Below are 22,326 nucleotides of genomic sequence, written 5' to 3'. Positions count from 1 at the left end.
CGCGCACCACGCGGAGCGTGCGCAGCACGGCAGGCCCAAGCGGTCCCTCGACGAGCTGCGCGAGATCGCGCGGCGCGGAGCGGAGCTGCTGCACGGCGCCGGCACGCCCGGCGTCGAGGGGGCGACCCGCCCGGAGGCGACGGCCGAGGAGGTCATCGCCTGGGCGGCGCGCGAGTTCGGGACGTCCGTCGCGGTCGCGTGCTCCATGGCCGACGCCGTGCTCCCCCACGTCGTGGCGGCGCAGATCCCGTGGGTCGACGTGCTGTTCCTCGACACGGGCTACCACTTCGCCGAGACGGTCGGGACGCGCGACGCCGTCGAGCAGCAGATGGACGTGACGATCGTCGACGTCAGGCCCGAGCTCACGGTCGCCCAGCAGGACGCGGCGCACGGCAAGGACCTGTTCGGCCGCGACCCGGCGCTGTGCTGCCAGATGCGCAAGGTCGAGCCGCTGCACCGCACGCTCGCGGGCTACGAGGTGTGGGTCACGGGCGTGCGCCGCGACGAGGCGCCGACCCGGACGAGCACCCCGCTCGTGACGTTCGACGAGAAGAACGGGCTCGTGAAGATCAACCCGCTCGCGGCGTGGTCGTTCGACGACCTGCTCGCGTACGCCGCGCGGCACCAGGTGATCCTCAACCCCCTGCTGAACGACGGCTACCCGTCGATCGGCTGCCAGCCGTGCACCCGGCGCGTCGCGCCGGGCGAGGACCCGAGGGCCGGCCGCTGGGCGGGGCTCGACAAGACAGAGTGCGGACTCCACGTATGAGGACGGGCATGACGACCATCGACCTGACGACCGACGCACCGGGCTCCCCCGCCGGTGCTCCCGCCGGCGCCTCCGCAGAGGCTGCGCCGGTCCCCGCCACGGCGCTGCCCGGCGGGCGCCGCCTCGCGCAGCTCGACGCGCTGGAGAGCGAGGGCATCCACATCATCCGTGAGGTCGTCGCCGAGTTCGAGCGGCCCGTGCTGCTGTTCAGCGGCGGCAAGGACTCCGTGGTGATGCTGCACCTCGCGGTCAAGGCGTTCGCGCCCGGCCCGGTGCCGTTCCCCGTGCTGCACGTGGACACGGGCCACAACTTCCCCGAGGTGCTCGCCTACCGCGACGCGACCGCGGAGCGGCTGGGCCTGCGGCTCGAGGTCGCGAGCGTGCAGGACTACCTCGACGACGGCCGCCTGCGCGAGCGCGCCGACGGGACGCGCAACCCCCTCCAGACGCAGCCGCTGCTCGACGCGATCTCGGGCCATCGGTTCGACGCCGTGTTCGGCGGCGGGCGCCGCGACGAGGAGAAGGCGCGCGCCAAGGAGCGCGTGTTCTCGCTGCGCGACGAGTTCGGTCAGTGGGACCCGCGCAACCAGCGCCCGGAGCTGTGGAACCTCTACAACGGGCGCCACCGCCCGGGCGAGCACGTGCGCGTGTTCCCGCTGTCGAACTGGACCGAGCTCGACGTCTGGCGCTACATCGCGCGCGAGCGCATCGAGCTCCCCGAGCTCTACTACGCGCACGAGCGCGAGGTGTTCGACCGCGACGGCATGCTGCTCGCCGTCGGGCCGTACTCGGAGCCCCGCACCGACGCCGAGGCCGCGTCCCTGCGGACCGAGACGGTGCGCTACCGCACCGTCGGCGACATGTCGTGCACCGGCGCCGTGCGCTCCGACGCGACGGGCGTCGAAGACGTCATCGCGGAGGTCGCCGCGACGCGCATCACCGAGCGCGGCGCGACCCGCGCCGACGACCGCCTCTCCGAGGCCGCCATGGAGGACCGCAAGAAGGAGGGGTACTTCTGATGGGCACCCAGACCAGCACCGGCACCATCGCCGAGGACGCGGCGCTGCCGCTCGACGACGCGCGCCGCGGGACGCTGCTGCGCCTCGCGACCGCCGGCTCGGTCGACGACGGGAAGTCCACGCTCGTGGGCCGCCTGCTCTTCGACTCGAAGTCCGTGCTCGCCGACCAGCTCGACGCGGTCGAGCGCGTCTCGCGCGACCGCGGCCTCGAGACCGCCGACCTCGCGCTGCTCACCGACGGCCTACGGGCCGAGCGCGAGCAGGGCATCACCATCGACGTGGCGTACCGGTACTTCGCGACCGCGCGCCGGTCGTTCATCCTCGCCGACTGCCCCGGGCACGTGCAGTACACGCGCAACACGGTGACGGGCGCGTCGACGGCGGACGTCGTCGTGCTGCTCATCGACGCGCGCAAGGGCCTGCTCGAGCAGACGCGCCGGCACCTCGCGGTCGCGAGCCTCCTGCGCGTCCCGCACGTGGTCGTCGCGGTCAACAAGATCGACCTCGTCGACTACAGCGAGGCGCGCTACGAGGAGCTGGCGGCGGACATCCGCGCCGCGGCGGTCTCGCTCGGCGTGGGCGACGTGCACACGATCCCGGTGTCCGCGCTCGTGGGCGACAACGTCGTGGACCGGGCGAGCGCCAACACGCCCTGGTACGACGGCCCGAGCCTGCTCGAGCTGCTCGAGGAGCTCCCGACGGGCGACGACCCGGAGGCCGAGTCCTTCCGGTTCCCCGTGCAGGTCGTCATCCGGCCCCAGGCCGCGGCCGACGAGCGCTACCGCGACTACCGCGGGTACGCCGGTCAGGTGGCGTCGGGCGTCGTGACGGTCGGGGACGAGGTCGTGGTGCTGCCGTCCGGTCGCCGCACGACCGTCGTCGGGATCGACACGGCCGACTCGCTCGCGTCCGGCGAGGAGCTCACGGACGCGTTCGCGCCGCAGTCCGTGACGATCCGCCTCGCCGACGACGTGGACGTCGCGCGCGGCGACCTCATCGCGTCCGCCGCGGAGGCTCCCGAGGTCACGCAGGACGTCGAGGGCACCGTCGCGTGGCTCAGCGGCCGCCCGCTCCTGCCCGGCGCGCGCGTGCTGCTCAAGCACACGACCCGCACGGTGCAGGCCGTCGTGCGCGACGTCGTCGGTCGGCTCGACCTGGACACCGCCGAGCTCGAGCCCGCCGAGCGGCTCGACCTCAACGACATCGGCCGCGTGACGCTGCGGCTCGCGTCGCCCGTCGCGGCCGAGGAGTACGTCGTCGCGCGCCGCACGGGCGCGTTCCTGCTCGTCGACGCCCAGGACGGTGGCACGCTCGCCGCCGGCATGGTCGGCGACGCGCTCGCCGCCGCGCGCCGTCCGGCGTCCAGGCCCGGCTCGTACGCGATCTAGGCTGGACGCCGTGACCGCACCCGAGCACGAGACGTACCCCCTGGGCCTGCGTCTCGACGGCCGCCGGACCGTCGTCGTCGGCGGTGGTCCCGTCGCCGCGCGGCGCACGCGCGGCCTCCTCGACGTGGGCGCCGTCGTGACCGTCGTCGCGCCGTTCGTCTGCGAGGACCTCGCGGAGCTGGTCGCGGTGCACGGGACCGAGGACGCGGGGGGCGCCCACGGTCACGCGGGCGCGCCCCGGGAGCGCGGCGCGCGGCTGTCGTGGGTGCGGCGCGACTACCTCACGGGCGACCTCGACGGCGCGTGGCTCGTCCACACCGCGACCGGTGACCCGCACGTGGACGCCGACGTCGCGGCCGACGCCGAGGCCGACCGGGTCTTCTGCGTCGCCGCGGGCGACGCGGACCTCGCGACCGCGTGGGTGCCCGCCGTGGCGCGCACGCGCGTCCCGAGCACGGTTCCGGACGACGCTCCGGACGACCCTGCTCGCGACGTCTCTCCCGGCCGGGCCGCAGAGGTCACGGTGTCGGTCAACGCGGGCCGGGACCCGCGCCGTGCCCAGCGCGTGCGCGACGCCGTCGCCGCGCTGCTCGAGGCGGGTGAGCTCCCGCTCCGGGCCGTGCGCCCGGCTCGGTCCCCGGCCGACGACGACGCGCACCTCGCCGGCGCCGTCTCCGGACCGCTCGTGCGGCCCGTGGGGTCGGTCGCGCTCGTCGGGGGCGGCCCCGGCGACCTCGGTCTGATCTCCGTGCGCGGTCGCCGGCTCCTCGCGGAGGCGGACGTCGTCGTGGTCGACCGGCTCGGGCCGCGCGGCCTGCTCGCCGAGCTCGGCGACGAGGTCGAGGTCGTGGACGTCGGCAAGACGCCCGGCCACCACCCGGTGCCGCAGTCGGAGATCAACCGGATCCTCGTCCACCACGCGCTCGTCGGGCGACGGGTCGTGCGGCTCAAGGGCGGCGACCCCTACGTGTTCGGGCGCGGCGGCGAGGAGCTCGACGCGTGCCGCGAGCACGGCATCCCGGTGGAGGTCGTGCCGGGCGTGACGAGCGCGGTCTCGGTGCCCGCCGCGGCGGGCATCCCGGTGACGCATCGCGGCCTGTCCCGCGGGTTCACCGTGCTCACCGGGCACGAGGACGTGGGCAAGATCCCGGCCGCGAGCGACCACACGGTCGTCCTGCTCATGGGGGTCTCCCGGCTCGCGGAGACGGCGGACGCGCTCGTCGCGCAGGGCCGCTCGCCCGAGACACCCGTCGCGGTCGTCGAGGACGGCTACGGCCCGCGCCAGCGGACCACGGTCGGCACGCTCGCGACCATCGCCGCCCGCGCCCGCGAGGCCGGTGTCCGCCCCCCGGCGGTCACCGTCGTCGGCGACGTGGTCACCCTCTCCCCCGCCTGGCCACCGACCCCCTGAAGCGTTGTGGGCATGGAATGGGCTCGGTTCTCACCCGAGAACCGAGCCCATTCCATGCCCACAACGCCTTGGGGTTACAGGAGGCGGCGCTGGGCCGCCCAGCGGGTGAGCTCGTGGCGGGACGAGAGCTGGAGCTTGCGCAGGACCGCGGAGACATGGGTCTCGACCGTCTTGATCGAGATGAACAGCTCCGACGCGACCTCTCGATAGGTGTAGCCGCGCGCGATGAGGCGCATGACCTCCTGCTCGCGGGCCGACAGCCGGTCGAGCTCGTCGTCGCGCACCGCGACGTCGCCCGCCCCCGTGCCGAACGCGTCGAGGACGAAGCCCGCGAGGCGCGGGGAGAACACCGCGTCGCCGCCCGCTACCTGCCCGACGGCGGCCGACAGGTCCGGCCCGGAGATCGCCTTGGTCACGTACCCGCGCGCCCCGGCGCGGATCACCGCGACGACGTCCTCCGCGGCGTCGGAGACCGACAGCGCGAGGAACCGGACGTCGCCGAGCAGGTCGGTGCAGCGCTGGATGACCTCCGCGCCGCCGCCCCCGTCGCCGCCGGGCAGGTGCACGTCGAGCAGCACGACCGGCGGGCGCAGCTCGTGCACGCGCGCGACCGCGGACTCGACGTCGTCCGCCTCGCCCACCACGGTGACCAGAGCCGGATCGAGGCTCGCGCGCACGCCGGCCCGGAACATGTGGTGGTCGTCGACGAGCACCACGGGGACCGGGCCGGTCGCAGGGATGCCGTCGGCGGGCGTGCTGGGGATGGTCGTCACGGGTCCTCCTGGTTCGACGGTGCGCTCGACGGGGTGCCCGACGACGGGCGGGAAGGCTCGGGCTCTGCCGTCACGGCGCGCGGCACGCGCAACCGTACCTCCGTGCCCCAGCCCGGCCTGCTGATGATCTCGGCCTTCCCACCGCGGCGCTGGACCCGGCCGAGGATCGACTCCCGGACGCCGAACCGGTCGGGCGCGACGTCCTCCATGTCGAAGCCGTCTCCGCGGTCGCGGACGAAGACCTCGACCGCGGCGTCGCTCACCTCGAGGTAGACCGAGTAGGGCGGCCCGCCGTGCGCGACGGCGTTGACGAGCGCCTCGCGCGTCGCCTGGAGCAGCGCCGCGGTCTCCTGCGTGGGCGTGCAGTCACCCACCACGACGACGTCGACGACGACCGGCCCGGGGTCGGTCTCGCCGATCGACCCGCCGGGTGCCCCGATGGGCTCCGCACGCCGGCCCACGCGTCCGTCCTCGACCTCCGCGACGAGCCCCCGGAGCTCGGCGGCGAGCGACGTCCCCGGCGAGGGGCGGTCGTCGTAGAGCCACTCGCGCAGCTCACGCTCCTGGGCGCGGGCGAGGCGCGCGACGGTGTCGGCGTCGGACGACCGCGCGCGGATGAGCGCGAGCGTCTGGAGCACCGAGTCGTGCAGGTGCGCGGCGATGTCGGCCCGCTCGGCCTCGCGGGCGCGCGCCGCGCGCTCGTTCCCGAGCTCGCGCACGAGCTTGAGCCACCACGGGGCGAGCACGATCGCGACGCCGGCGAGCACTGCGACCGCCGCGACGGCCGCGCGCACGATCTGCGTGGGCCGCGCGTCCTGCCCCACGAGCAGGACGATCCCGACGAGCACCAGGACCACACCGCCCGCGATGCGCAGCGCGCCCGCCGGCGTGCGTCCGCCGGCCCGGGTGAGCAGCCGGCCGCGCTCGACGGCGTCGAGCTGGCTCCACGCGAGCGCCGCGCCCGCGAGCGCGATGAGGACGGGGATGACCCAGGAGACCTCGACGTCGACGCCGGTCCGCAGCGCCACCAGCAGCGCGGCGCCGCCCAGCAGGACGACGCCGATCGCGACGTCGCGCACGGGGAGCCGGCGCACGCTGCCCTGCAGGCGCGGCGCGAGGCGCGACAGCGACGCGGGGCGCTGCTCGTCGCGCGCCGCGGCCGGGTCGCCGGACGGGACCGTGAGCCACCAGAACACGTAGAGCGCGACGCCGGCGCCGCCCGCGAGCCCGAGGAACGCCATCACGAGGCGCACGACCCCGACGCTCACACCCAGGTGCGCCGCGAGCCCGGCGCACACGCCCGCGACCCAGCGGCCGCGCTCGGGGCGGCGCAGCGGCAGGTCACGCGGCCGGGCGCCGGGCCGGGTACCGGGCCCGGCACCGGTCGGCGCTCCGGGTCGCGGAGCGGGGCGGGCAGGAGTGGTCACCCTCCGATCGTCACACGTCCCGGGCGCCCGGAGTGCCCCCGGACCGGGAAACCAGGGTCGCGCGGCGGCCGGTTCAGGGTCGGGTCAGGGTGGCACCCGATACCGGCGGCACGGCTCCCGGGCCAGCATGGTGGACATGAGCACTCCCGACCTTCCCGGACCCGGCACCCAGCCCGGGCCCTCCGGCGGCGCCGCCGACGCGTCCGGCGCGCAGCCGGGCACTGTCCCTCCCGGTGCTGGCGGACCCGACCCCGCGTGGGGCGGCCCCGCCGGCCCGACCGACCCCGGCCAGCGTCCACCGCAGGGCCCATCGCAGGGCCCCCCGCAGGGTCCGCCGCACGCCCCTGGCGCGACCCGCCCGAACGGCACCGACGGCTTCTTCGACGCCGTCCGCCGCGTCGGCATCTACCGCTCGGACGACCGGTGGATCGGCGGTGTCGCGTCCGGCGTCGCCGAGCGGTTCGGGATCGACCCGCTCATCGTGCGCGGGCTCCTGTTCGTGACCTTCTTCCTGTCGGGCGCCGGGCTCGTCCTCTACGGCGCGGCCTGGGCCCTGCTGCCGGAGCGTCGTGACGGGCGTATCCACCTCCAGGAGGCGCTCCGCGGCAACGTGGACGTCGCGCTGCTCGGCGCGGCCGCTTTCGTCGTCGTCGGGTTCTCCTGGGGCGGCGGCTGGTGGTCGTGGTGGGACGCGCTCCACCTGGGGTGGCTGACCGGCCTGTTCTGGGTCGCGGCGTTCGTGACGGTGGCCGTCGTCGTGGTCTCCGCGCTCACGCAGCGCGGCCCCCGGGGACCTCAGGGCGCGCCGCCGCAGCCGCCGTCGTGGGCAGGCGGCCCGGATGCTCCCGGCGCCGGTGGTCCCGGGACTCCCGGGTACGGCCCCGGCGGACCGGGCAACGGTCCCGCCGGACCTGGCTACGGTCTCGCCGGACCCGGCTACGGTCCCGCCGGACCCGGCTACGGTCCCGCCGGACCCGGCTACGGTCCGGGCGGAGCGGGCCACGGCCCGGGTGGTGCCGGTGGCGGCACCGCACCGACCGACGCCTCCTGGGGCTCCCCCGGGACGCCGTCGGGCACCGCGCCGTCGGGGCCCCAGGACCGGGTGACCTGGTCCGCCGAGGCGAGCCCGTACGCCTCGACCGCGCCGGGCGTCACCGCGCCGCTTCCCCCGTACTCCCCGGGCGCACCGCTCGGCGCGACCACCGCTCCGCAGCGGGCGCACCAGGGACCGCGGAACCCGTCCGCGCAGCAGCCCCCGAGGCCTCCGCGCGCCCCCCAGCCGCCGAAACCCCCGCGTCCTCGGGGACCCGGCGCGACCACGACCGGGGTCGTGGTCGGCCTGAGCCTCCTGCTCGGCGCGCTCCTCCTCGTCGTCGAGCGTCAGGGCGAGCTCCCCTGGCCCGTGTTCCTCACCTGGGCGGGGCTGTCCGGGATCCTGGCGGGCCTCGCGATCGTCGTGAGCGGCCTGCGCGGGCGCACGAGCGGCGGCCTCGGCTGGCTCGCGGTCCTCCTGCTGGTCGTCGCGCTCCCCACCTCGGCGTGGCGGTCCGCACCGTTCACGTTCTTCCTCGACGACTCGGTACGGAACGTCACCGACGGCACGCACCGCGTGACCGACCCGGACGTCGCCGAGGAGGGGTTCGGCGTGACGTTCGGCGACCCGACGATCGACCTCTCCGGGCTCGACCTGTCCGACGCGTCCGGCACCTCTCCCGTGGAGGTCCCGATCCAGCTCGGCGCCGGGGACGCGACCGTCGTCGTGCCCGACGGCGTCCCGGTCCGCGCGGAGGTCCAGGTGCTCGCGGGGAACGCCCGCTGGCTCGTCGACGACGACCGGCGGGAGATCGGCGGCGTCAGCACGCAGCCGGTCACGTTCGACAACGACGAGGTCCAGTCCGGTGACGACCCGCTGCTCGTGCTGCGGGTCGAGGTCGGGGCCGGCCAGATCACGATCGAGGAGGACTGATGAACGACTCAGCACGCCGCGACGACGACACGCGGCCGCTCGGCGACGAGCTGTTCGACACCCCGCAGGCCGGCGCCGCGGAGGCGGACGCCCACCCGACGGTCCCGCTGTCCACGGAGCCGCCGGCCACGGAACCGCTCGCCGCGCGGGCGCGGGACGGTGAGACCTTCGTCCTGGACGTGCCCGGACCGGCAGCCCCCGCGCACCCGCTCGCCGCTCCCGGTGGCACGACGACGTCCGGCCCGACCTCCGGCGCAGTCCCGCCCGCAGGGCCGTCCCGGCCGGCGACGCCCACGACGCCCACCGCGCCCGCCGCTCCCGCCGAACCCCCCTCGCCCGCCCGGCGCGGTCCCCGCGTCTCCACGATCGTGTGGGGCTTCGTCATCGTCGCGTTCGGCGTCGTCGTCCTCGCCGCCGCGCTCGGCGCGCAGGTCGACCTCGGCCTGGCCACGATCGTCGTGCTCGCCGCGGCGGGGATCACGCTCGTGGTCGGGTCCATCGTCTCGGGAGCCCGGCGCCGGCGAGGCTGAGCCCGGCCCGGGCTCCCGCGAGGTGCGCTGCGGGTCGAGACGCGGCGGGCCGAGACACAGCGAGGGGCCGTGGCACGTGTGCCACGGCCCCTCGTCGTGTCCGAGCGACGCCGCCCCGCACGCTCTCCCCGGTGCGACCCGGCGGGAACGGGTCCTCGGCGTCCGGACGGACGGCCGGGACGATCAGGGGGTGGGCTCGTCACCCCGGCGCTCGGGCGGGGTGCCCGCGGGGCCGGTGGTGGGCGTCGTGGTGTCGGGAGACGCGGCCGGCGACGCCCCCGGGGCGGACGGGGTCCCCGTCCCCGGCCCGCCGGTCGGCTCGACCGGCGTCGCGGCCGCGCGGGCCTCCGCACCCGGTGTCGAGAGCGCGGACGTGCGCCCCGGCGCCTCGACCGGGCGCGTGGGCTCGGGACGGACGGGCGGCGCGGTCGGCGCGGGCTCCGCGTGCGACGGGGCGGCGTGACGCCCGGCGTCCGACAGGTCGCCCGACGAGGTGTACGCCGCCGGCGTCTCGACGGCGACGCTGGGGCCGCCCGCGAGCCGCCGGAGCGCGATCCCGACGAGGATGAACAGGACGCCGAGGCCCATGACGAGCAGGCACACCCCGAACGCGACGACGGACGTGAACAGCGACGCCCGCAGGAACGACGCCGTCATGACGGTCTGCCGCGTCGGGTCGTCCTGGTCGAGCTCGGCGTACGTCTGGCCACCGCTCGCCTCGAGCGCGTGCTTGTTGATGACCTCGGCCTGCGCGTACGCGGTGAGCGGCCCGTTGACGTGGCGGCCCGCCAGGAACGACGCGTCGTCCGAGACGGTGATCTCCTCGGCGGACAGCTGGTTCGCCACCACGATCCAGGTGCCGATGCCCGCGAGGAGGAGGACGATGCCGGCGATGATCGACACGAGGCCGATGCCCCGCGCCCCCTTGGCCGGAGTGACGGTGACGGTGCTCGACATGGCGCGTTCTCCCCTTCGTCAGGACCCACCTGCTGCCGCACCGCGGACCGTGACCCGCGGGCGCGGGTCCGCCGCAGGGCGGTCGAACCACCCATACGGGACCCACGGTAGCGACGACGACGACGGACCGCGCGGCGAACGCGCACCTCGGCGCCGCGCCCGGATGGGAGGATGCGGTCCGTGCGCATCACCCACCTGACCGACTGCTACCTGCCGCTGCTCGGCGGGATCGAGACCCAGGTCGCGCGGCTCGCGCAGCAGCAGGCGGCCGCCGGTCACGACGTGGCGGTCGTCTGCACGACGCCCGCGCGCCCCGGCGCGCGCGGCATCTCCATCGAGCAGGACGGGGACGTCACGGTCCACCGCCTCGCCGCGCGGGTCCCGGGCGGCTACCCCGTGCACCCGCGCGCGCCGCACCACGTGGCGCGGCTCCTGCGCGCGGACCGGCCCGACGTCGTGCACCTGCACATGGGCGTCCTCACGCCCTCGACGCAGGCGTCCCTGCGCACGGTCGTCCGGTCCGGGCTGCCCGCGGTGCTCACCGTGCACAGCGTGTGGGGCGGGGCGGAGAAGGCGTTCGCGGGGCTCGACCGCGTCGTGCGGTGGTCGCGCTGGCCCGTGCTGTGGTCGGCGGTGAGCGAGCTGACAGCCGCTCCCCTGCGCCGGATCGTCGGCGACCACGGCGAGGTCGTGGTGCTCCACAACGGCCTCGACCTCGACGCGTGGCGCGTCCCGCGCACCGAGCGCGCCGAGCGCATGGAGGGCGCCGCCGTCCACGTCGTCGCGGCGACGCGGTTCGCGCCGCGCAAGCGCGTGCTGCCGCTCCTCGAGGTCGTGCGCGACGCCGTCGCGCGCCTTCCCGAGGGCGCGCTCCACGTGACGCTCGCCGGGGACGGCCCCGAGCTGGCCGACGCGCGGCGCTTCGTCGCGGAGCACGGGCTGGGGTCGGTCGTGTCGCTCCCCGGCCGCCTCGACGCGACGGGGCTCAAGCGGCTCTACGCGCGCGCCGACGTGTTCGCCGCGCCCGCCGTCGAGGAGGCGTTCGGGATCGCCGCGCTCGAGGGGCAGGCCGCCGGTCTGGCGGTCCTGACCCGTTCGCAGTCGGGCGTCGCGGAACGCCTCACGGACGGCGTCGACGCGCTCGTCGCGGACGACGACGCCGGACTCACGGACGCGCTCGTGCGCCTCGCGACCGAGGACGGCCTGCTCGACCGGATCGTCGCGCACAACCGCGACGTGCCCTCGACGGCGGGCTGGCCGCGCGTGCTCGCCGACGTGGAGCGGGCATACGAACGGGCCGCGACGATCGCCGTGGATCGTCGGGCCCGTCCGTCCCGCTAGGGGGTCACTCCCACTCGATGGTGCCCGGGGGTTTGCTCGTCACGTCGAGCACGACCCGGTTGACCTCCGCGACCTCGTTGGTGATGCGCGTCGAGATCACGGACAGCACGTCGTAGGGCAGGCGCGTCCAGTCGGCCGTCATCGCGTCCTCGGACGAGACGGGGCGCAGGACGATCGGGTGACCGTAGGTGCGGCCGTCGCCCTGGACGCCGACGGAGCGCACGTCGGCGAGCAGCACGACCGGGCACTGCCAGATCTCGTTGTCGAGACCCGCCTTCGTCAGCTCCTCGCGCGCGATCGCGTCGGCGGCGCGCAGCGTCTCGAGGCGGTCCGCCGTGACCTCGCCGACGATGCGGATGCCGAGGCCGGGGCCCGGGAACGGCTGGCGGGCGACGATCTCCTCGGGCACGCCGAGCTCGCGACCGACGGCGCGGACCTCGTCCTTGAACAGGGTGCGCAGCGGCTCGACGAGCGAGAACTGCAGGTCGTCGGGCAGGCCGCCGACGTTGTGGTGGCTCTTGATGTTCGCCGCGCCCTCGCCGCCACCGGACTCGACGACGTCCGGGTACAGCGTGCCCTGGACGAGGAACTTGACCTCGGCGCCGTGCTCGCCCGCGTCCTCGACGATCTGGCGCGCGGAGTCCTCGAACACGCGGATGAACTCGCGGCCGATGATCTTGCGCTTGGTCTCGGGGTCGCTGTGCCCGGCGAGCGCGGTGAGGAACCGCTCCTTCTCGTCGCGGATCACGAGGTTGACGCCGGTCGCCGCGACGAAGTCGCGCTCGATCTGCTCGACCTCGCCGGCGCGCATGAGCCCGTGGTCCACGTGCACGCACGTGAGCTGGTCGCCCACGGCCCGCTGCACGAGCGCCGCCGCGACCGCGGAGTCCACGCCGCCGGAGAGCGCGCAGATGACGCGGGCGTCGCCGACCTGGGCACGGATCGCCGCGACCTGGTCCGCGATGACGTTGCCGGGCGTCCAGTCCGGGGCCAGCCCCGCACCCTCGTAGAGGAAGTGCTCCAGCACGGTCTGGCCGTGCGCGGAGTGCTTGACCTCGGGGTGCCACTGCACGCCGTAGAGGCGGCGCGACGTGTCCTCGAACGCCGCGACGGGAGAGCCTGCCGACGTCGCGAGGACCTCGAAGCCCTCGGGCGCGCGGTGCACGGCGTCGCCGTGGCTCATCCACGTGGTCTGGTTCTGCGGCGTCCCGTCGAGCAGCACGCCCGCGGCGCACACCTCGACCTCGGTGCCGCCGTACTCGCGCAGGCCCGTCTGGGCGACCTCGCCGCCGAGCGCCTTCGCCATGGCCTGGAAGCCGTAGCAGATGCCCATGACGGGCACGCCGGCCGTGAACAGCGCCGGGTCGACGAACGGGGCGCCGGTCGCGTACACCGACGACGGACCGCCGGAGAGGATGATCGCCACCGGGTCCTTCGCGAGCATCTGCTCGACCGTGAAGGTGTGCGGCACGATCTCGGAGTAGACCTTGGCCTCGCGCACACGGCGCGCGATGAGCTGCGCGTACTGGGCGCCGAAGTCGACGACGAGCACGGGGCGCGGGGTCGCGGCGACCTCGGCGGTGGTGGGGGTGTCGGGAGCGGTGGCGGGTGACGTCACCGCTCCAGGATAGTCGCCGCGCGGCGCGGTCCCGTCCCGCGTCTCAGGCGCCGGCGCGCTCGGTGGCGCGCTCGACCACGCGTCCGGTGAGCCGGTCGCGCAGCGCGCGGGCCGCGGCCTCGGGGTCGCTCGCCTGCGTGATCGCCCGCACGACGACGACGCGCGTCACCCCGGCGTCGAGCACCGTGTCGAGCCGGTCCGCGTCGACCCCGCCGATGGCGAACCACGGGGTCGTCGGCCGCGTCGCGGCGACCGCACGCAGCAGCTCGAGCCCGACGGCGGCGCGGCCGGGCTTGGTCGGCGTCGCCCACAGCGGGCCCACGCAGAAGTAGTCGACGTCCGGGTCGGCCTCGGCGGCGGCCGCCTGGTCCGCCGAGTGGGTGGACCGGCCGAGCACGGGGCCCGGGCCCAGCAGGGCTCGTACCGCGGGGACGGGCAGATCACCCTGCCCCATGTGCACCACGGGCGCCCCGGTCAGCCGTGCGACGTCGGCCCGGTCGTTGACGGCCCACAGCGCGCCGTGCTCCGTCGCGACCTGCGCGACGAGCTCCTGGAGCTCGAGCTCGCGCGCGACGTCGAGGGTCTTGTCGCGGAGCTGCACGACGTCGACCCCGCCCGCGAGCGCTGCCCGGAGGAAGTCCTCGAGGTCGCCGCGCTCCTCGCGCGCGTCGGTGCACAGGTAGAGGCGCGCGTCGGCGAGGCGGGTGCGCGCGGCGTCCGGAGCCTGCGGGGCGGGAGTGGCGAAGGTCTCGGTGCTCACCCGCCGGAGCCTAGCGGCGGCCCGTCCGGAGCAGGCGGTACTGTGGCCGACAGCACGGGAGCCCCGCACGGGGCTGAGAGGGCGTCGGAGCCGACCGTCGAACCTGATCTGGGTCATGCCAGCGAAGGGAGCGCGCATGCACACCCCTGTCCGTCCTGGGTCCCGCTCGCCGGGAGCCGGTCCTGCCGTGCCCGACGGCGCGCGCGACGTCGTCGTCGTGGGCGGCGGGATCGTGGGGCTCGCCGTGGCGTGGCGGGCGGCGCGCGCGGGGCTGACCGTCACGGTGCTCGACCCGTCGCCGGGCGACGGCGCGACGCACGCCGCCGCCGGGATGCTCGCCCCGGTCACGGAGGCCGACTTCGGCGAGGACGACGCGCTGCGCCTGCACCTCGCCGCCGCCGCCGCATGGCCCGGCTTCGCGGACGACCTGCACGCCGCGACCGGTGCCGACGTCGGCCTGCGCACCGCGGGCACCCTCACCCTCGCGTACGACGCCGACGACCTCGCGTCGCTCCGACGCGTCCTCGCCCTCCACGCCGCGCACGGTCTCGCGTCGCACGAGCTCACCGTGGCCGACGCGCGCCGGCTCGAGCCCTACCTGGGCCCGCGGGTCGCGGGTGCGGCCTGGGCGCCGGCAGACCACGCGGTCGATCCGCGCGCGACGCACGCGGCGCTGCTCGGCGCGCTCGACGGGGGCGCCGGGCCGGAGACGCTCGCGGGCGCCGGTGCCGAGGCGCGCGCCGCCGTCGTGCGGGCCTCGGCGAGGCGGCTCGCGCTCGACCCGTCCGGGCGCGTCGTGGGTGTGCACGACGACGCAGGTCGGCTCCACGCGGCGGGCGCGGTCGTCGTCGCGGCGGGCTGGGAGTCCGGGACGCTGCTCATGGACGTGCCGGGTGTCGTCGTGCCGACGCGGCCGGTCAAGGGGCAGACGCTGCGCCTCGACGCCGGACCGGACCTCGCGCTGGAGCACGTCGTGCGCGGGGTCGTGCAGGGACGGCCGGTGTACATCGTGCCGCGCGACCCCGTACCCGACGGGCAGGGTCACGACTGCGCGGGGCACCGGGAGGTCGTCGTCGGCGCGACGACCGAGGAGAACCCCGACGACCGTCGCGCGACCGCGGGCGGGGTCTTCGCCCTGCTGCGCGACGCGCGCGCCCTGCTGCCGGGGATCGACGAGGCCGCGCTCGTCGACGTGACGCCCCGGGCGCGCCCCGCGACCCCGGACAACCTGCCGCTCGTCGGCCCGACCGCCGTCCCGGGACTGCACGTCGCGACGGGGCACGGCCGCAACGGGATCCTGCTCGCACCGCTCACCGCCGACGCGGTCGTCGCCGGCCTCACCGGCACCCCGCTCCCCGCCGACGTCGCCGCGGCCCTCTCCCCGACCCGCACCGACCGCTTCGCCGAACCCGGGTTCGACGCCCGCCGGTCGGCCGCCTTCTCCCCCACGACACCGAGGTGATCCCCGTGACCGCACCTGCTCCGACCGCGCTCGTCAACGGCGAGCCGTACCCGCTCGACGCCCCCGTGCACCTCGAGCAGCTCGTCGCGGCGCTCGTGCCCGCGTACGTCGCCGACGGGACGCCGCAGGGGGTCGCCGTCGCGGTGAGCGACGCCGTCGTGCCGCGCGGCTCCTGGGCGACGACCGTCGTCGCACCCGGCGACCGCATCGAGATCGTGACCGCCGTCCAGGGCGGCTGAGGAGGACCCGTGACCACGACCGACATCTCCCCCGCACCCGCGCGCCGGCCGTCGGACGGCGACGACCCGCTCGTCGTCGCCGGCACGACGATCGGGTCGCGCCTCGTCATGGGCACCGGCGGGGCGGCGAACCTGCTCACGCTCGAGGACGCGCTCGTCGCGTCGGGCACCGCGCTGACCACCGTCGCGATGCGACGCGTCGCCGTCCGCGCCGGCGGGGAGGCGAGTCCCGACTCGGGGATCTGGGCGCTCCTCGCGCGCCTCGGCATCCGTGCGCTGCCCAACACGGCCGGGTGCTTCTCGGTGCGCGAGGCAGTCCTGACCGCGCACCTCGCGCGCGAGGCGTGCGGCACCGAGTGGGTCAAGCTCGAGGTCGTCGCCGACGACGTCACGCTCCTGCCCGACCCCGTCGGCCTCGTCGAGGCGGCCGAGCAGCTCGTGCGGGACGGGTTCGTCGTGCTGCCCTACACGAACGACGACCCGATCCTCGCGCGCCGGCTCGAGGACGTCGGGTGCGCCGCCGTCATGCCCCTCGGCGCGCCGATCGGCACCGGACTCGGCATCCTCAACCCCCGCAACATCGAGGCGATCGCCGCCGCCGCCCGCGTGCCGGTGATCCTCGACGCCGGGATCGGGACGGCGTCCGACGCCGCGCAGGCGATGGAGCTCGGGTGCGACGGCGTCCTGCTCGCCACCGCCGTCACGCGCGCCGCCGACCCGGTCCGCATGGCGCACGCGATGCGTCTGGCCGTCGAGTCGGGCCGCCTGGCCGCCGGCGCCGGCCGCATCCCCCGCCGCGAGGGTGCTCTCGCGAGCTCGTCCCCCGAGGGCCGCCTCGACCTCGCCCTCTGACCACGAGGTTGAACCCTGGTAGGCCGAGGCAAGCCCTCGTTGCGCGAGAGAAAACCCTGGTCCGCGAAGGAGAACCGTGGTCGTGCCTGACGGCGTCCACCAGGCGGGCGGTCAGGTCGCCGACATCGAACGACCACGCGGGCGGTCGCCGGGTGAGTGGGGACCAGGGTGGGACGACGCCGGGCGGGGTGGGTGGTGGTGCCGCGTCGTGGCGGGCCTGGAACGAGGGATCGTCCGGAGTGAGCTGGCGAACGCAGGACGATCCCGACCGAGAACACGGAGCCGCGAGGAACGAGCGGCGGATGGTCGACGCGGCACCACCACCCACCCCGACCACCCAAGGCGACCAGACCGCCGTCGGGCAACGTGACCACGGCTCTACCTCGCGCAACCACGGCTCTACCTCGCGCGACCACGGCTCTACCTCGCGCGACCGGGGTTCTACCTCGGCGGGACGGCGGCCGCGAGGGCGTCGAGGAGGGCGGGGACGCCGCCGACGACGGAGCGGGCGTCGATCCCCGCCGCGCGGGCGACGTCGGCGACGCGGGCCGAGCGGGCGCCGACCGCGCACAGGACGAGCACGGGCCGGTCCGTCGGGAGGTCCGCGAGCGCCGCGGCAGGGTCGCCCGTGAGGAACGTCCCGCTCGGCACGAGCGTCGACCCGAGCAGGGGACGCACCTGCGCCTCCCAGTCCTCGCGCACGTCGAGCAGGTACGGCGCCGCGCCGTCGTCGGCCAGCAGGGCCGCCGCGTCGCGTGCGGTGACGTCGCGCTCGCCCGCGACGGGCCCCGCGCCCGGCGTCGCCGGGGCGAGCCCGCAGAACGCGGCGTAGGCGTCGTCGCCCGGCAGGAGCGCGGTGACGGGCTCGCGCGTCGGGTCGGCGCGCACGGTGAGCTGGCGCCAGGACAGGTCGAGCGCGTCGTAGACGGCGAGACGGCCCAGCAGCGTCGTGCCGGCGCCGGTGACGAGCTTGATCGCCTCGGTCGCCATGACGGATCCGACGGTCCCGCACATCGCGCCGAACACCCCGCCGGTCGCGCAGTCGGGCGCGGCACCGGGCGGCGGCGGGACGGGGAACACGTCGCGGTAGGTCACGCCGCGCGCCTCGCCGTCCCCGGGACCGAAGGGAGCCGCGCCGCCCGGGACCGGGACGTCGTCGGGCACCGCGAACCGCGGCGCGCCCCAGAAGACGCTGACCTGCCCCTGGAAGCGGTAGATCGAGCCCCAGACCACGGGCAGGCCGAGGACCTCGGCCGCGTCGGAGACGAGGTAGCGCGTCGGGAAGTTGTCGGCGCCGTCGAGCACGACGTCGTAGCCGCGCAGCACGTCGAGCGCGGTGTCGACGTCGAGGCGCAGCGCGTGCTCGACGACGCGCACGTGCGGGTTGACGTCGGCGATGGCGTCGCGGGCGGAGTCGACCTTGCGACGGCCAACGTCGGGCCCGCCGTGGATCACCTGGCGCTGGAGGTTGGACGTGTCGACGACGTCGTCGTCGACGATGCCGATCGTGCCGACGCCCGCGGCGGCGAGGTAGAGCAGGGCGGGGCTGCCGAGGCCGCCCGCACCGACGACGAGCACGCGCGCGGCCGCGAGGCGGCGCTGGCCCTCGGGGCCGACGCCGGGCAGCGCGAGGTGGCGCGCGTACCGCTCGAGCTCCGCGGTGGTCAGCTCGGGACCGGGCGCGACGAGGGGCGCGAGGGCCGCCGTCATGACGCGTACTGCTCCTCCAGGACGGCGAGCTTGGCCTCGGCCTCGGCGTGCACCTTCTTCTCGAGGATGAACGACATGACCGGGACGACGCCGGCGAACACCATGGTCGCGAGGCGGCCCCAGCCCCAGCGCATCTTGGTCCACAGGTCGAGCACCGTGACGAGGTAGACGACGTAGATCCAGCCGTGCGCGAACGGGATCCAGGAGACGTACCGCATGATCCCGTCGACGTCGACGAACTGGCCCACGCCGTACTTGACGAGCATCTCGACGCAGAGGATGAGGAGCATCACACCGGTGATGATCGCGAGGACCCGGTAGCGGGCGAGCGCGCCGCGCGCCTTGCGGATCGCGGTGCGCGCGGCCTCCGTGCTCGGCGTCGCCACGTCGGCGGGCGCGTCGGTCGGGGTGGGCGTGGCCGGGTCCTGCGTGGTCATGGGAGAGGTCCTCGTTCCGGGCGAGACGGCCGCCGCGGTCCCTGCCGCGCGCGGTGGCGTGCGACGCGGTCGCAGCGGTTAAAGCGTCGCCGCGTGTCGGACGCCGAACCTAGGGTAGATCACCGTGCGACCCCTCCCCCTCCCCGACCCGGGGACCCCTGACCTGCGTGGACCGACGCGCTACCTGCTCTGGCTGGCCCGGCGCCAGTGGACCGTGCTCACCGTCTCCGTGCTGCTGGGCCTGGCCAACTTCGCATGCCAGGCGTTCCAGCCGTACATGCTCGGCCGCGCGCTCGACGAGGGTCTCGCGGAGGGGTTCGGGCCGGAGCTGTGGCGGTGGGCGGGCCTCCTGCTCGCGCTGGGCCTGGGGATCGTCGTCACGGGAGTGACGCAGCACCGGTTCGACATCGCGAACTGGCTGCGCTCCGCGCTCACCACGTCCCAGCTCGTGGGTGACGTCACCGCGCGCTCCGGCGACGCGATCACGGAGGAGCTGCCCACGGGCGAGGTCGTGTCCACCGTCGCGAGCGACGCCATGCGCGTCGGCCAGCTCTTCTCGATGATGGGCCAGTTCCTCGGCGCGCTCGGTGCGTACGTCGTGGTGGCCTTCATCATGCTCTCCACGTCGCTCCAGCTCGGGCTCGTCGTCGTGCTGGGCCTCCCCGTGGTCGCCGCGGTGCTCGCCCTGCTCGTCAAGCCGCTCCAGCAGCGCCAGGCCGCGCAGCGCGAGGCCCAGGGCCGCCTGACGACGCTCGGCGCCGACACCGTCTCCGGCCTGCGCATCCTGCGCGGCATCGGCGGCGAGGGCGTGTTCGTCGGCCGCTACGCGCGGCAGTCGCAGCAGGTGCGCGAGGCCGGCGTGAAGGTCGCGCACACGCAGGCCACCCTCGACGCGCTCCAGGTGCTCCTGCCCGGCCTCCTCGTCGTGCTCGTCGTCTACCTGGGCGCGACGGCGGCGCTGGCCGGCGACATCACGCCCGGGCAGCTCGTCGCGTTCTACGGGTACGCGGCCTTCCTCGGCTGGCCCCTCCAGGTCGCGACCCAGATGCTCAACATCGCCACGCGCGCGCACGTCGCGTCGCGCAAGATCGTGCGCGTCCTCGCGGTCGAGCCCGCCGCGGGCGCGACCCCGGCCACCGCGCCCATGCCGACCGAGGGCAGTCCCCTCGTCGACGAGACGAGCGGCCTGGTCCTCGAGCCGGGCCGCGTCGTCGCGCTCGTGTCCGCGGACCCCGACGCGTCGGCGGCCGTCGCGACGCGCCTCGGCCGGTTCGACGACGCCGCGGAGGTCGCGACCCCCGTGCGGCTCGGCGGGACGCTCCTCGCCGACCTGGACAAGCACGCGCTCCGGCGGCGGGTCGTGGTCGCCGAGGCGACACCCCAGCTCTTCTCCGGCGCGCTGCGCGACGAGCTCGACCCGCGGGGTTCCGCGACCGAGGCCGACGTGCTCGCCGCCGTCACCGTCGCCGACGCCCACGACGTGCTCGACTCCGTCCCCGACGGCCTCACGGGCGAGCTGCCCGAGAAGGGCCGGTCGCTCTCGGGCGGCCAGCGCCAGCGCGTCGCGCTCGCACGCGCCCTGCTCACCGAGCCCGAGGTCCTCGTGCTCGTCGAGCCGACGAGCGCCGTCGACGCCCACACCGAGGCCCGGATCGCGGCGAGCCTCGCCGACGCCCGGCGCGGCCGCACCACGCTCGTCGTCACCGCGTCGCCGCTCGTGCTCGAGCACGTCGACGAGGTCCTGCTCCTCGAGGGCGGTCGCGTCACCGCGCGCGGCACGCACCGCGACCTCGTGGACCGCGCCCACGCACCCGGTACGACGCCGGACGACGACGCGGCCCGTTACCTGCGCGTCGTCGGGCGCTCGCTCGACGAGTCCCCCGTCCTCGCCCGCACCGCACCCGAAGGAGGAGAGTCGTGAAGCTCCCCGTCGCCGACGGCCCCGCCGTCCGCGCCGCCGCCGGGCGGCTCTTCGCCCGTCACCGTGGCACGTTCGTCCTGATCGCCGTGCTGCACACGCTGGCCGCCGTCGCCGGGCTGGTCGGCCCCTGGCTGCTCGGCCGGCTCGTCGACGCCGTCACCGAGGGCACGACCTCGTCCTACGTGACGACGGTCGTCGCCGTCGGCGCGGGGGCCGTCGTCGCGCAGGCCGTGCTGCGCCGGTACGCGCAGCGCCTGTCCATGGTGTTCGGCGAGACGGTGTTCGCCGAGCTGCGCGAGGACCTCGTCGAGACGGTGACCTCGCTCCCGCTGTCGACCGTCGAGCGCGCCGGCACGGGCGACCTCGTCGCGCGCACGACCAACGACGTCGACCGCATCCAGCACGCGGTGCGGTTCGGCGTGCCGCAGCTCCTCGTGGCGGTCGTGACGCTCGTCCTCACGGTCGTGGCGTCGGTCGTCGTCGCCCCGCTCGTCGCGATCGCGCTGTTCGTCGGGGTCCCGCTGCTCGTCGTCGTCTCGCGCTGGTACCTCAAGCGCGCGTCGGCCGGCTACCAGCGGGAGGCCGCGGCGTACGCGACGCTCAACGGCACCATCACCGAGAGCGTCGAGGGTGCGCGCACGGTCGACGCGCTCTCGCTCACCGAGCGGCGCCAGGCCCGCGTGCGGGCCGACCTCACCGAGGCGTACGAGTCCGAGCGGTACACGCTCGGGCTGCGCACGGTGCTCTTCCCGGGCATCGACCTCGCGATCGCGATCGCGCCGGTCGCCGCGCTCGTGTGGGGCGCCTGGCTGCTCTCGCAGGGCCAGACGACGCTCGGTGCCGTCGCCACGGTGACGACGTACGCGTTCCAGCTCGCCGGGCCGGTGTGGAACCTCATCTTCTGGCTCGACGAGATCCAGGTCGCGGCGGCGTCCTACGCGCGCATCGTCGGCGTCGCGCAGGTCCCCGGCGACCGCACCGCGACGGGCGACGTGCCCGACGGCGACCGGCTCGTCGCGCGCGACGTCGAGTACGCCTATCGCGAGGGCCACCCCGTGCTGCACGGCGTCTCGCTGGACCTCGAGCCCGGCGAACGGCTCGCCGTCGTCGGTCCGTCCGGCGCGGGCAAGTCGACGCTCGGGCGCATGCTCGCCGGCATCCACCCGCCCACGGCCGGATCCGTCCGCTCGGGCGGCGTCCGCCTCGTCGACCTGCCGTTGGAAGACCTGCGCCGCGAGGTCGCGCTCGTCACGCAGGAGCACCACGTGTTCGTCGGCACGCTCGCCGACAACCTGCGGCTGGCCAAGGTCGACGCGAGCGACGCCGAGCTCCGCGACGCGCTCGACGCCGTGGACGCACGCGGGTGGGCGGAGTCCCTGCCCGACGGGCTGGAGACGACCGTCGGGTCGGGCGGGCACGTGCTCACGCCCGCGCAGGCGCAGCAGGTCGCGCTCGCGCGGCTCGTGCTCCTGGACCCGCACACGCTCGTGCTCGACGAGGCGACGTCGCTCCTCGACCCGCGCGCGGCCCGGCACCTCGAGCGCTCGCTCGACGCCGTGCTCGCCGGCCGGACCGTCGTGGCGATCGCGCACCGCCTGCACACCGCGCACGACGCCGACCGCGTCGCCGTGGTCGACGGCGGGCGCATCAGCGAGATCGGCCCGCACGACGAGCTCGTCGCGGCGGGCGGCGACTACGCCCGGCTCTGGCACTCCTGGCAGCAGGAGTAGAGCCGGTCGGTGTCAA

19 protein-coding genes and 1 riboswitch are annotated in these 22,326 nt (G+C 75.8%); of the genes, 12 read left to right on the top strand and 7 right to left on the bottom strand.

Features of this window, described 5'->3' with window-relative positions; translation table 11 throughout:
• Window positions 1-55 precede the first annotated feature (55 nt).
• Genes CCE02nite_RS04840 through cobA form a run of 4 tightly spaced genes read left to right on the top strand, consistent with a single transcriptional unit; the run spans window position 56 to window position 4,587 of the window.
• Window positions 56-769 (top strand): phosphoadenylyl-sulfate reductase, encoded by a 714-nt coding sequence (locus CCE02nite_RS04840; protein WP_371861899.1) that lies wholly within the window; start codon window positions 56-58, stop codon window positions 767-769.
• Window positions 770-777: 8 nt separating this feature from the next.
• Window positions 778-1,788 (top strand): sulfate adenylyltransferase subunit CysD, encoded by a 1,011-nt coding sequence (gene cysD, locus CCE02nite_RS04835; protein ID WP_141388538.1) that lies wholly within the window; start codon window positions 778-780, stop codon window positions 1,786-1,788.
• Window positions 1,788-3,176: a sulfate adenylyltransferase subunit 1 gene (locus CCE02nite_RS04830; RefSeq protein WP_141388537.1), complete on the top strand. Its 1,389-nt coding sequence runs from the start codon at window positions 1,788-1,790 to the stop codon at window positions 3,174-3,176. Before cysD ends, CCE02nite_RS04830 begins: the two co-directional genes overlap by 1 nt.
• A gap of 10 nt (window positions 3,177-3,186) precedes the next feature.
• Complete coding sequence (gene cobA, locus CCE02nite_RS04825) at window positions 3,187-4,587, top strand: uroporphyrinogen-III C-methyltransferase (RefSeq protein WP_141388536.1); 1,401 nt, start codon at window positions 3,187-3,189, stop codon at window positions 4,585-4,587.
• Between the two features lie 74 nt (window positions 4,588-4,661).
• Here cobA and CCE02nite_RS04820 read toward each other — a convergent pair whose 3' ends face one another.
• Window positions 4,662-5,279, bottom strand: a complete 618-nt coding sequence (locus CCE02nite_RS04820; RefSeq protein WP_141388594.1) for a LuxR C-terminal-related transcriptional regulator — start codon at window positions 5,277-5,279, stop codon at window positions 4,662-4,664.
• Between the two features lie 77 nt (window positions 5,280-5,356).
• Window positions 5,357-6,787 carry an ATP-binding protein gene (locus tag CCE02nite_RS04815; protein WP_141388535.1) on the bottom strand — a complete coding sequence of 477 codons (1,431 nt, stop codon included), beginning with the start codon at window positions 6,785-6,787 and terminating at the stop codon, window positions 5,357-5,359.
• Between the two features lie 136 nt (window positions 6,788-6,923).
• Between CCE02nite_RS04815 and CCE02nite_RS04810 the strand changes: the two genes are divergently transcribed.
• A complete protein-coding gene (locus tag CCE02nite_RS04810; RefSeq protein ID WP_141388534.1) occupies window positions 6,924-8,753 on the top strand; it encodes a PspC domain-containing protein in 1,830 nt (609 codons plus the stop codon).
• Window positions 8,753-9,283, top strand: coding sequence for a hypothetical protein (locus tag CCE02nite_RS04805; protein ID WP_141388533.1), 531 nt, complete (start codon window positions 8,753-8,755; stop codon window positions 9,281-9,283). The genes CCE02nite_RS04810 and CCE02nite_RS04805 overlap by 1 nt, the downstream gene beginning before the upstream one ends.
• Before the next feature lie 183 nt (window positions 9,284-9,466).
• Here CCE02nite_RS04805 and CCE02nite_RS21210 read toward each other — a convergent pair whose 3' ends face one another.
• Window positions 9,467-10,240 carry a hypothetical protein gene (locus tag CCE02nite_RS21210; protein WP_308463680.1) on the bottom strand — a complete coding sequence of 258 codons (774 nt, stop codon included), beginning with the start codon at window positions 10,238-10,240 and terminating at the stop codon, window positions 9,467-9,469.
• A gap of 180 nt (window positions 10,241-10,420) precedes the next feature.
• Here CCE02nite_RS21210 and CCE02nite_RS04795 point away from each other — a divergent pair, with 180 nt between their 5' ends.
• The gene (locus tag CCE02nite_RS04795) at window positions 10,421-11,581 is read left to right on the top strand and encodes a glycosyltransferase family 4 protein (RefSeq protein WP_141388532.1); all 1,161 of its coding nucleotides are present in this window, start codon (window positions 10,421-10,423) and stop codon (window positions 11,579-11,581) included.
• Window positions 11,582-11,585: 4 nt separating this feature from the next.
• On the opposite strand, the gene guaA is transcribed toward CCE02nite_RS04795, so the two are convergent.
• Together guaA and thiE are read right to left on the bottom strand one after the other, a co-directional pair.
• A complete protein-coding gene (gene guaA / locus CCE02nite_RS04790) occupies window positions 11,586-13,199 on the bottom strand; it encodes a glutamine-hydrolyzing GMP synthase (protein ID WP_304363325.1) in 1,614 nt (537 codons plus the stop codon).
• Window positions 13,200-13,242: 43 nt separating this feature from the next.
• On the bottom strand, window positions 13,243-13,959 hold the full coding sequence (thiE, locus tag CCE02nite_RS04785) for a thiamine phosphate synthase (RefSeq protein WP_141388531.1): 717 nt from the start codon (window positions 13,957-13,959) through the stop codon (window positions 13,243-13,245).
• A 52-nt stretch (window positions 13,960-14,011) separates the two neighbouring features.
• Window positions 14,012-14,091: riboswitch (TPP riboswitch) on the top strand.
• 4 nt (window positions 14,092-14,095) lie between these two features.
• Here thiE and thiO point away from each other — a divergent pair.
• From thiO to CCE02nite_RS04770, 3 genes are read left to right on the top strand one after another with little or no spacing between them, the layout of a single operon-like run.
• A complete protein-coding gene (gene thiO / locus CCE02nite_RS04780) occupies window positions 14,096-15,421 on the top strand; it encodes a glycine oxidase ThiO (protein WP_141388530.1) in 1,326 nt (441 codons plus the stop codon).
• Between the two features lie 5 nt (window positions 15,422-15,426).
• Window positions 15,427-15,660 carry a sulfur carrier protein ThiS gene (gene thiS / locus CCE02nite_RS04775; protein ID WP_141388529.1) on the top strand — a complete coding sequence of 78 codons (234 nt, stop codon included), beginning with the start codon at window positions 15,427-15,429 and terminating at the stop codon, window positions 15,658-15,660.
• 9 nt (window positions 15,661-15,669) lie between these two features.
• Window positions 15,670-16,512 carry a thiazole synthase gene (locus CCE02nite_RS04770; protein WP_255318634.1) on the top strand — a complete coding sequence of 281 codons (843 nt, stop codon included), beginning with the start codon at window positions 15,670-15,672 and terminating at the stop codon, window positions 16,510-16,512.
• Window positions 16,513-16,953: 441 nt separating this feature from the next.
• On the opposite strand, the gene CCE02nite_RS04765 is transcribed toward CCE02nite_RS04770, so the two are convergent.
• Together CCE02nite_RS04765 and CCE02nite_RS04760 are read right to left on the bottom strand one after the other, a co-directional pair.
• Window positions 16,954-18,222, bottom strand: coding sequence for a ThiF family adenylyltransferase (locus tag CCE02nite_RS04765; protein ID WP_141388528.1), 1,269 nt, complete (start codon window positions 18,220-18,222; stop codon window positions 16,954-16,956).
• Window positions 18,219-18,659 (bottom strand): DUF3817 domain-containing protein, encoded by a 441-nt coding sequence (locus CCE02nite_RS04760; protein ID WP_141388527.1) that lies wholly within the window; start codon window positions 18,657-18,659, stop codon window positions 18,219-18,221. The genes CCE02nite_RS04765 and CCE02nite_RS04760 overlap by 4 nt, the downstream gene beginning before the upstream one ends.
• A 124-nt stretch (window positions 18,660-18,783) precedes the next feature.
• Here CCE02nite_RS04760 and CCE02nite_RS04755 point away from each other — a divergent pair, with 124 nt between their 5' ends.
• Window positions 18,784-20,580, top strand: coding sequence for an ABC transporter transmembrane domain-containing protein (locus CCE02nite_RS04755; protein WP_141388526.1), 1,797 nt, complete (start codon window positions 18,784-18,786; stop codon window positions 20,578-20,580).
• Complete coding sequence (locus CCE02nite_RS04750) at window positions 20,577-22,310, top strand: ABC transporter ATP-binding protein (RefSeq protein WP_141388525.1); 1,734 nt, start codon at window positions 20,577-20,579, stop codon at window positions 22,308-22,310. The genes CCE02nite_RS04755 and CCE02nite_RS04750 overlap by 4 nt, the downstream gene beginning before the upstream one ends.
• Window positions 22,311-22,326 lie beyond the last annotated feature (16 nt).

This window comes from Cellulosimicrobium cellulans (assembly GCF_006539945.1).
GTDB classification, from domain to species: Bacteria; Actinomycetota; Actinomycetes; order Actinomycetales; family Cellulomonadaceae; genus Cellulosimicrobium; species Cellulosimicrobium cellulans.
This window is presented reverse-complemented; position numbering and strand designations above follow the sequence as displayed.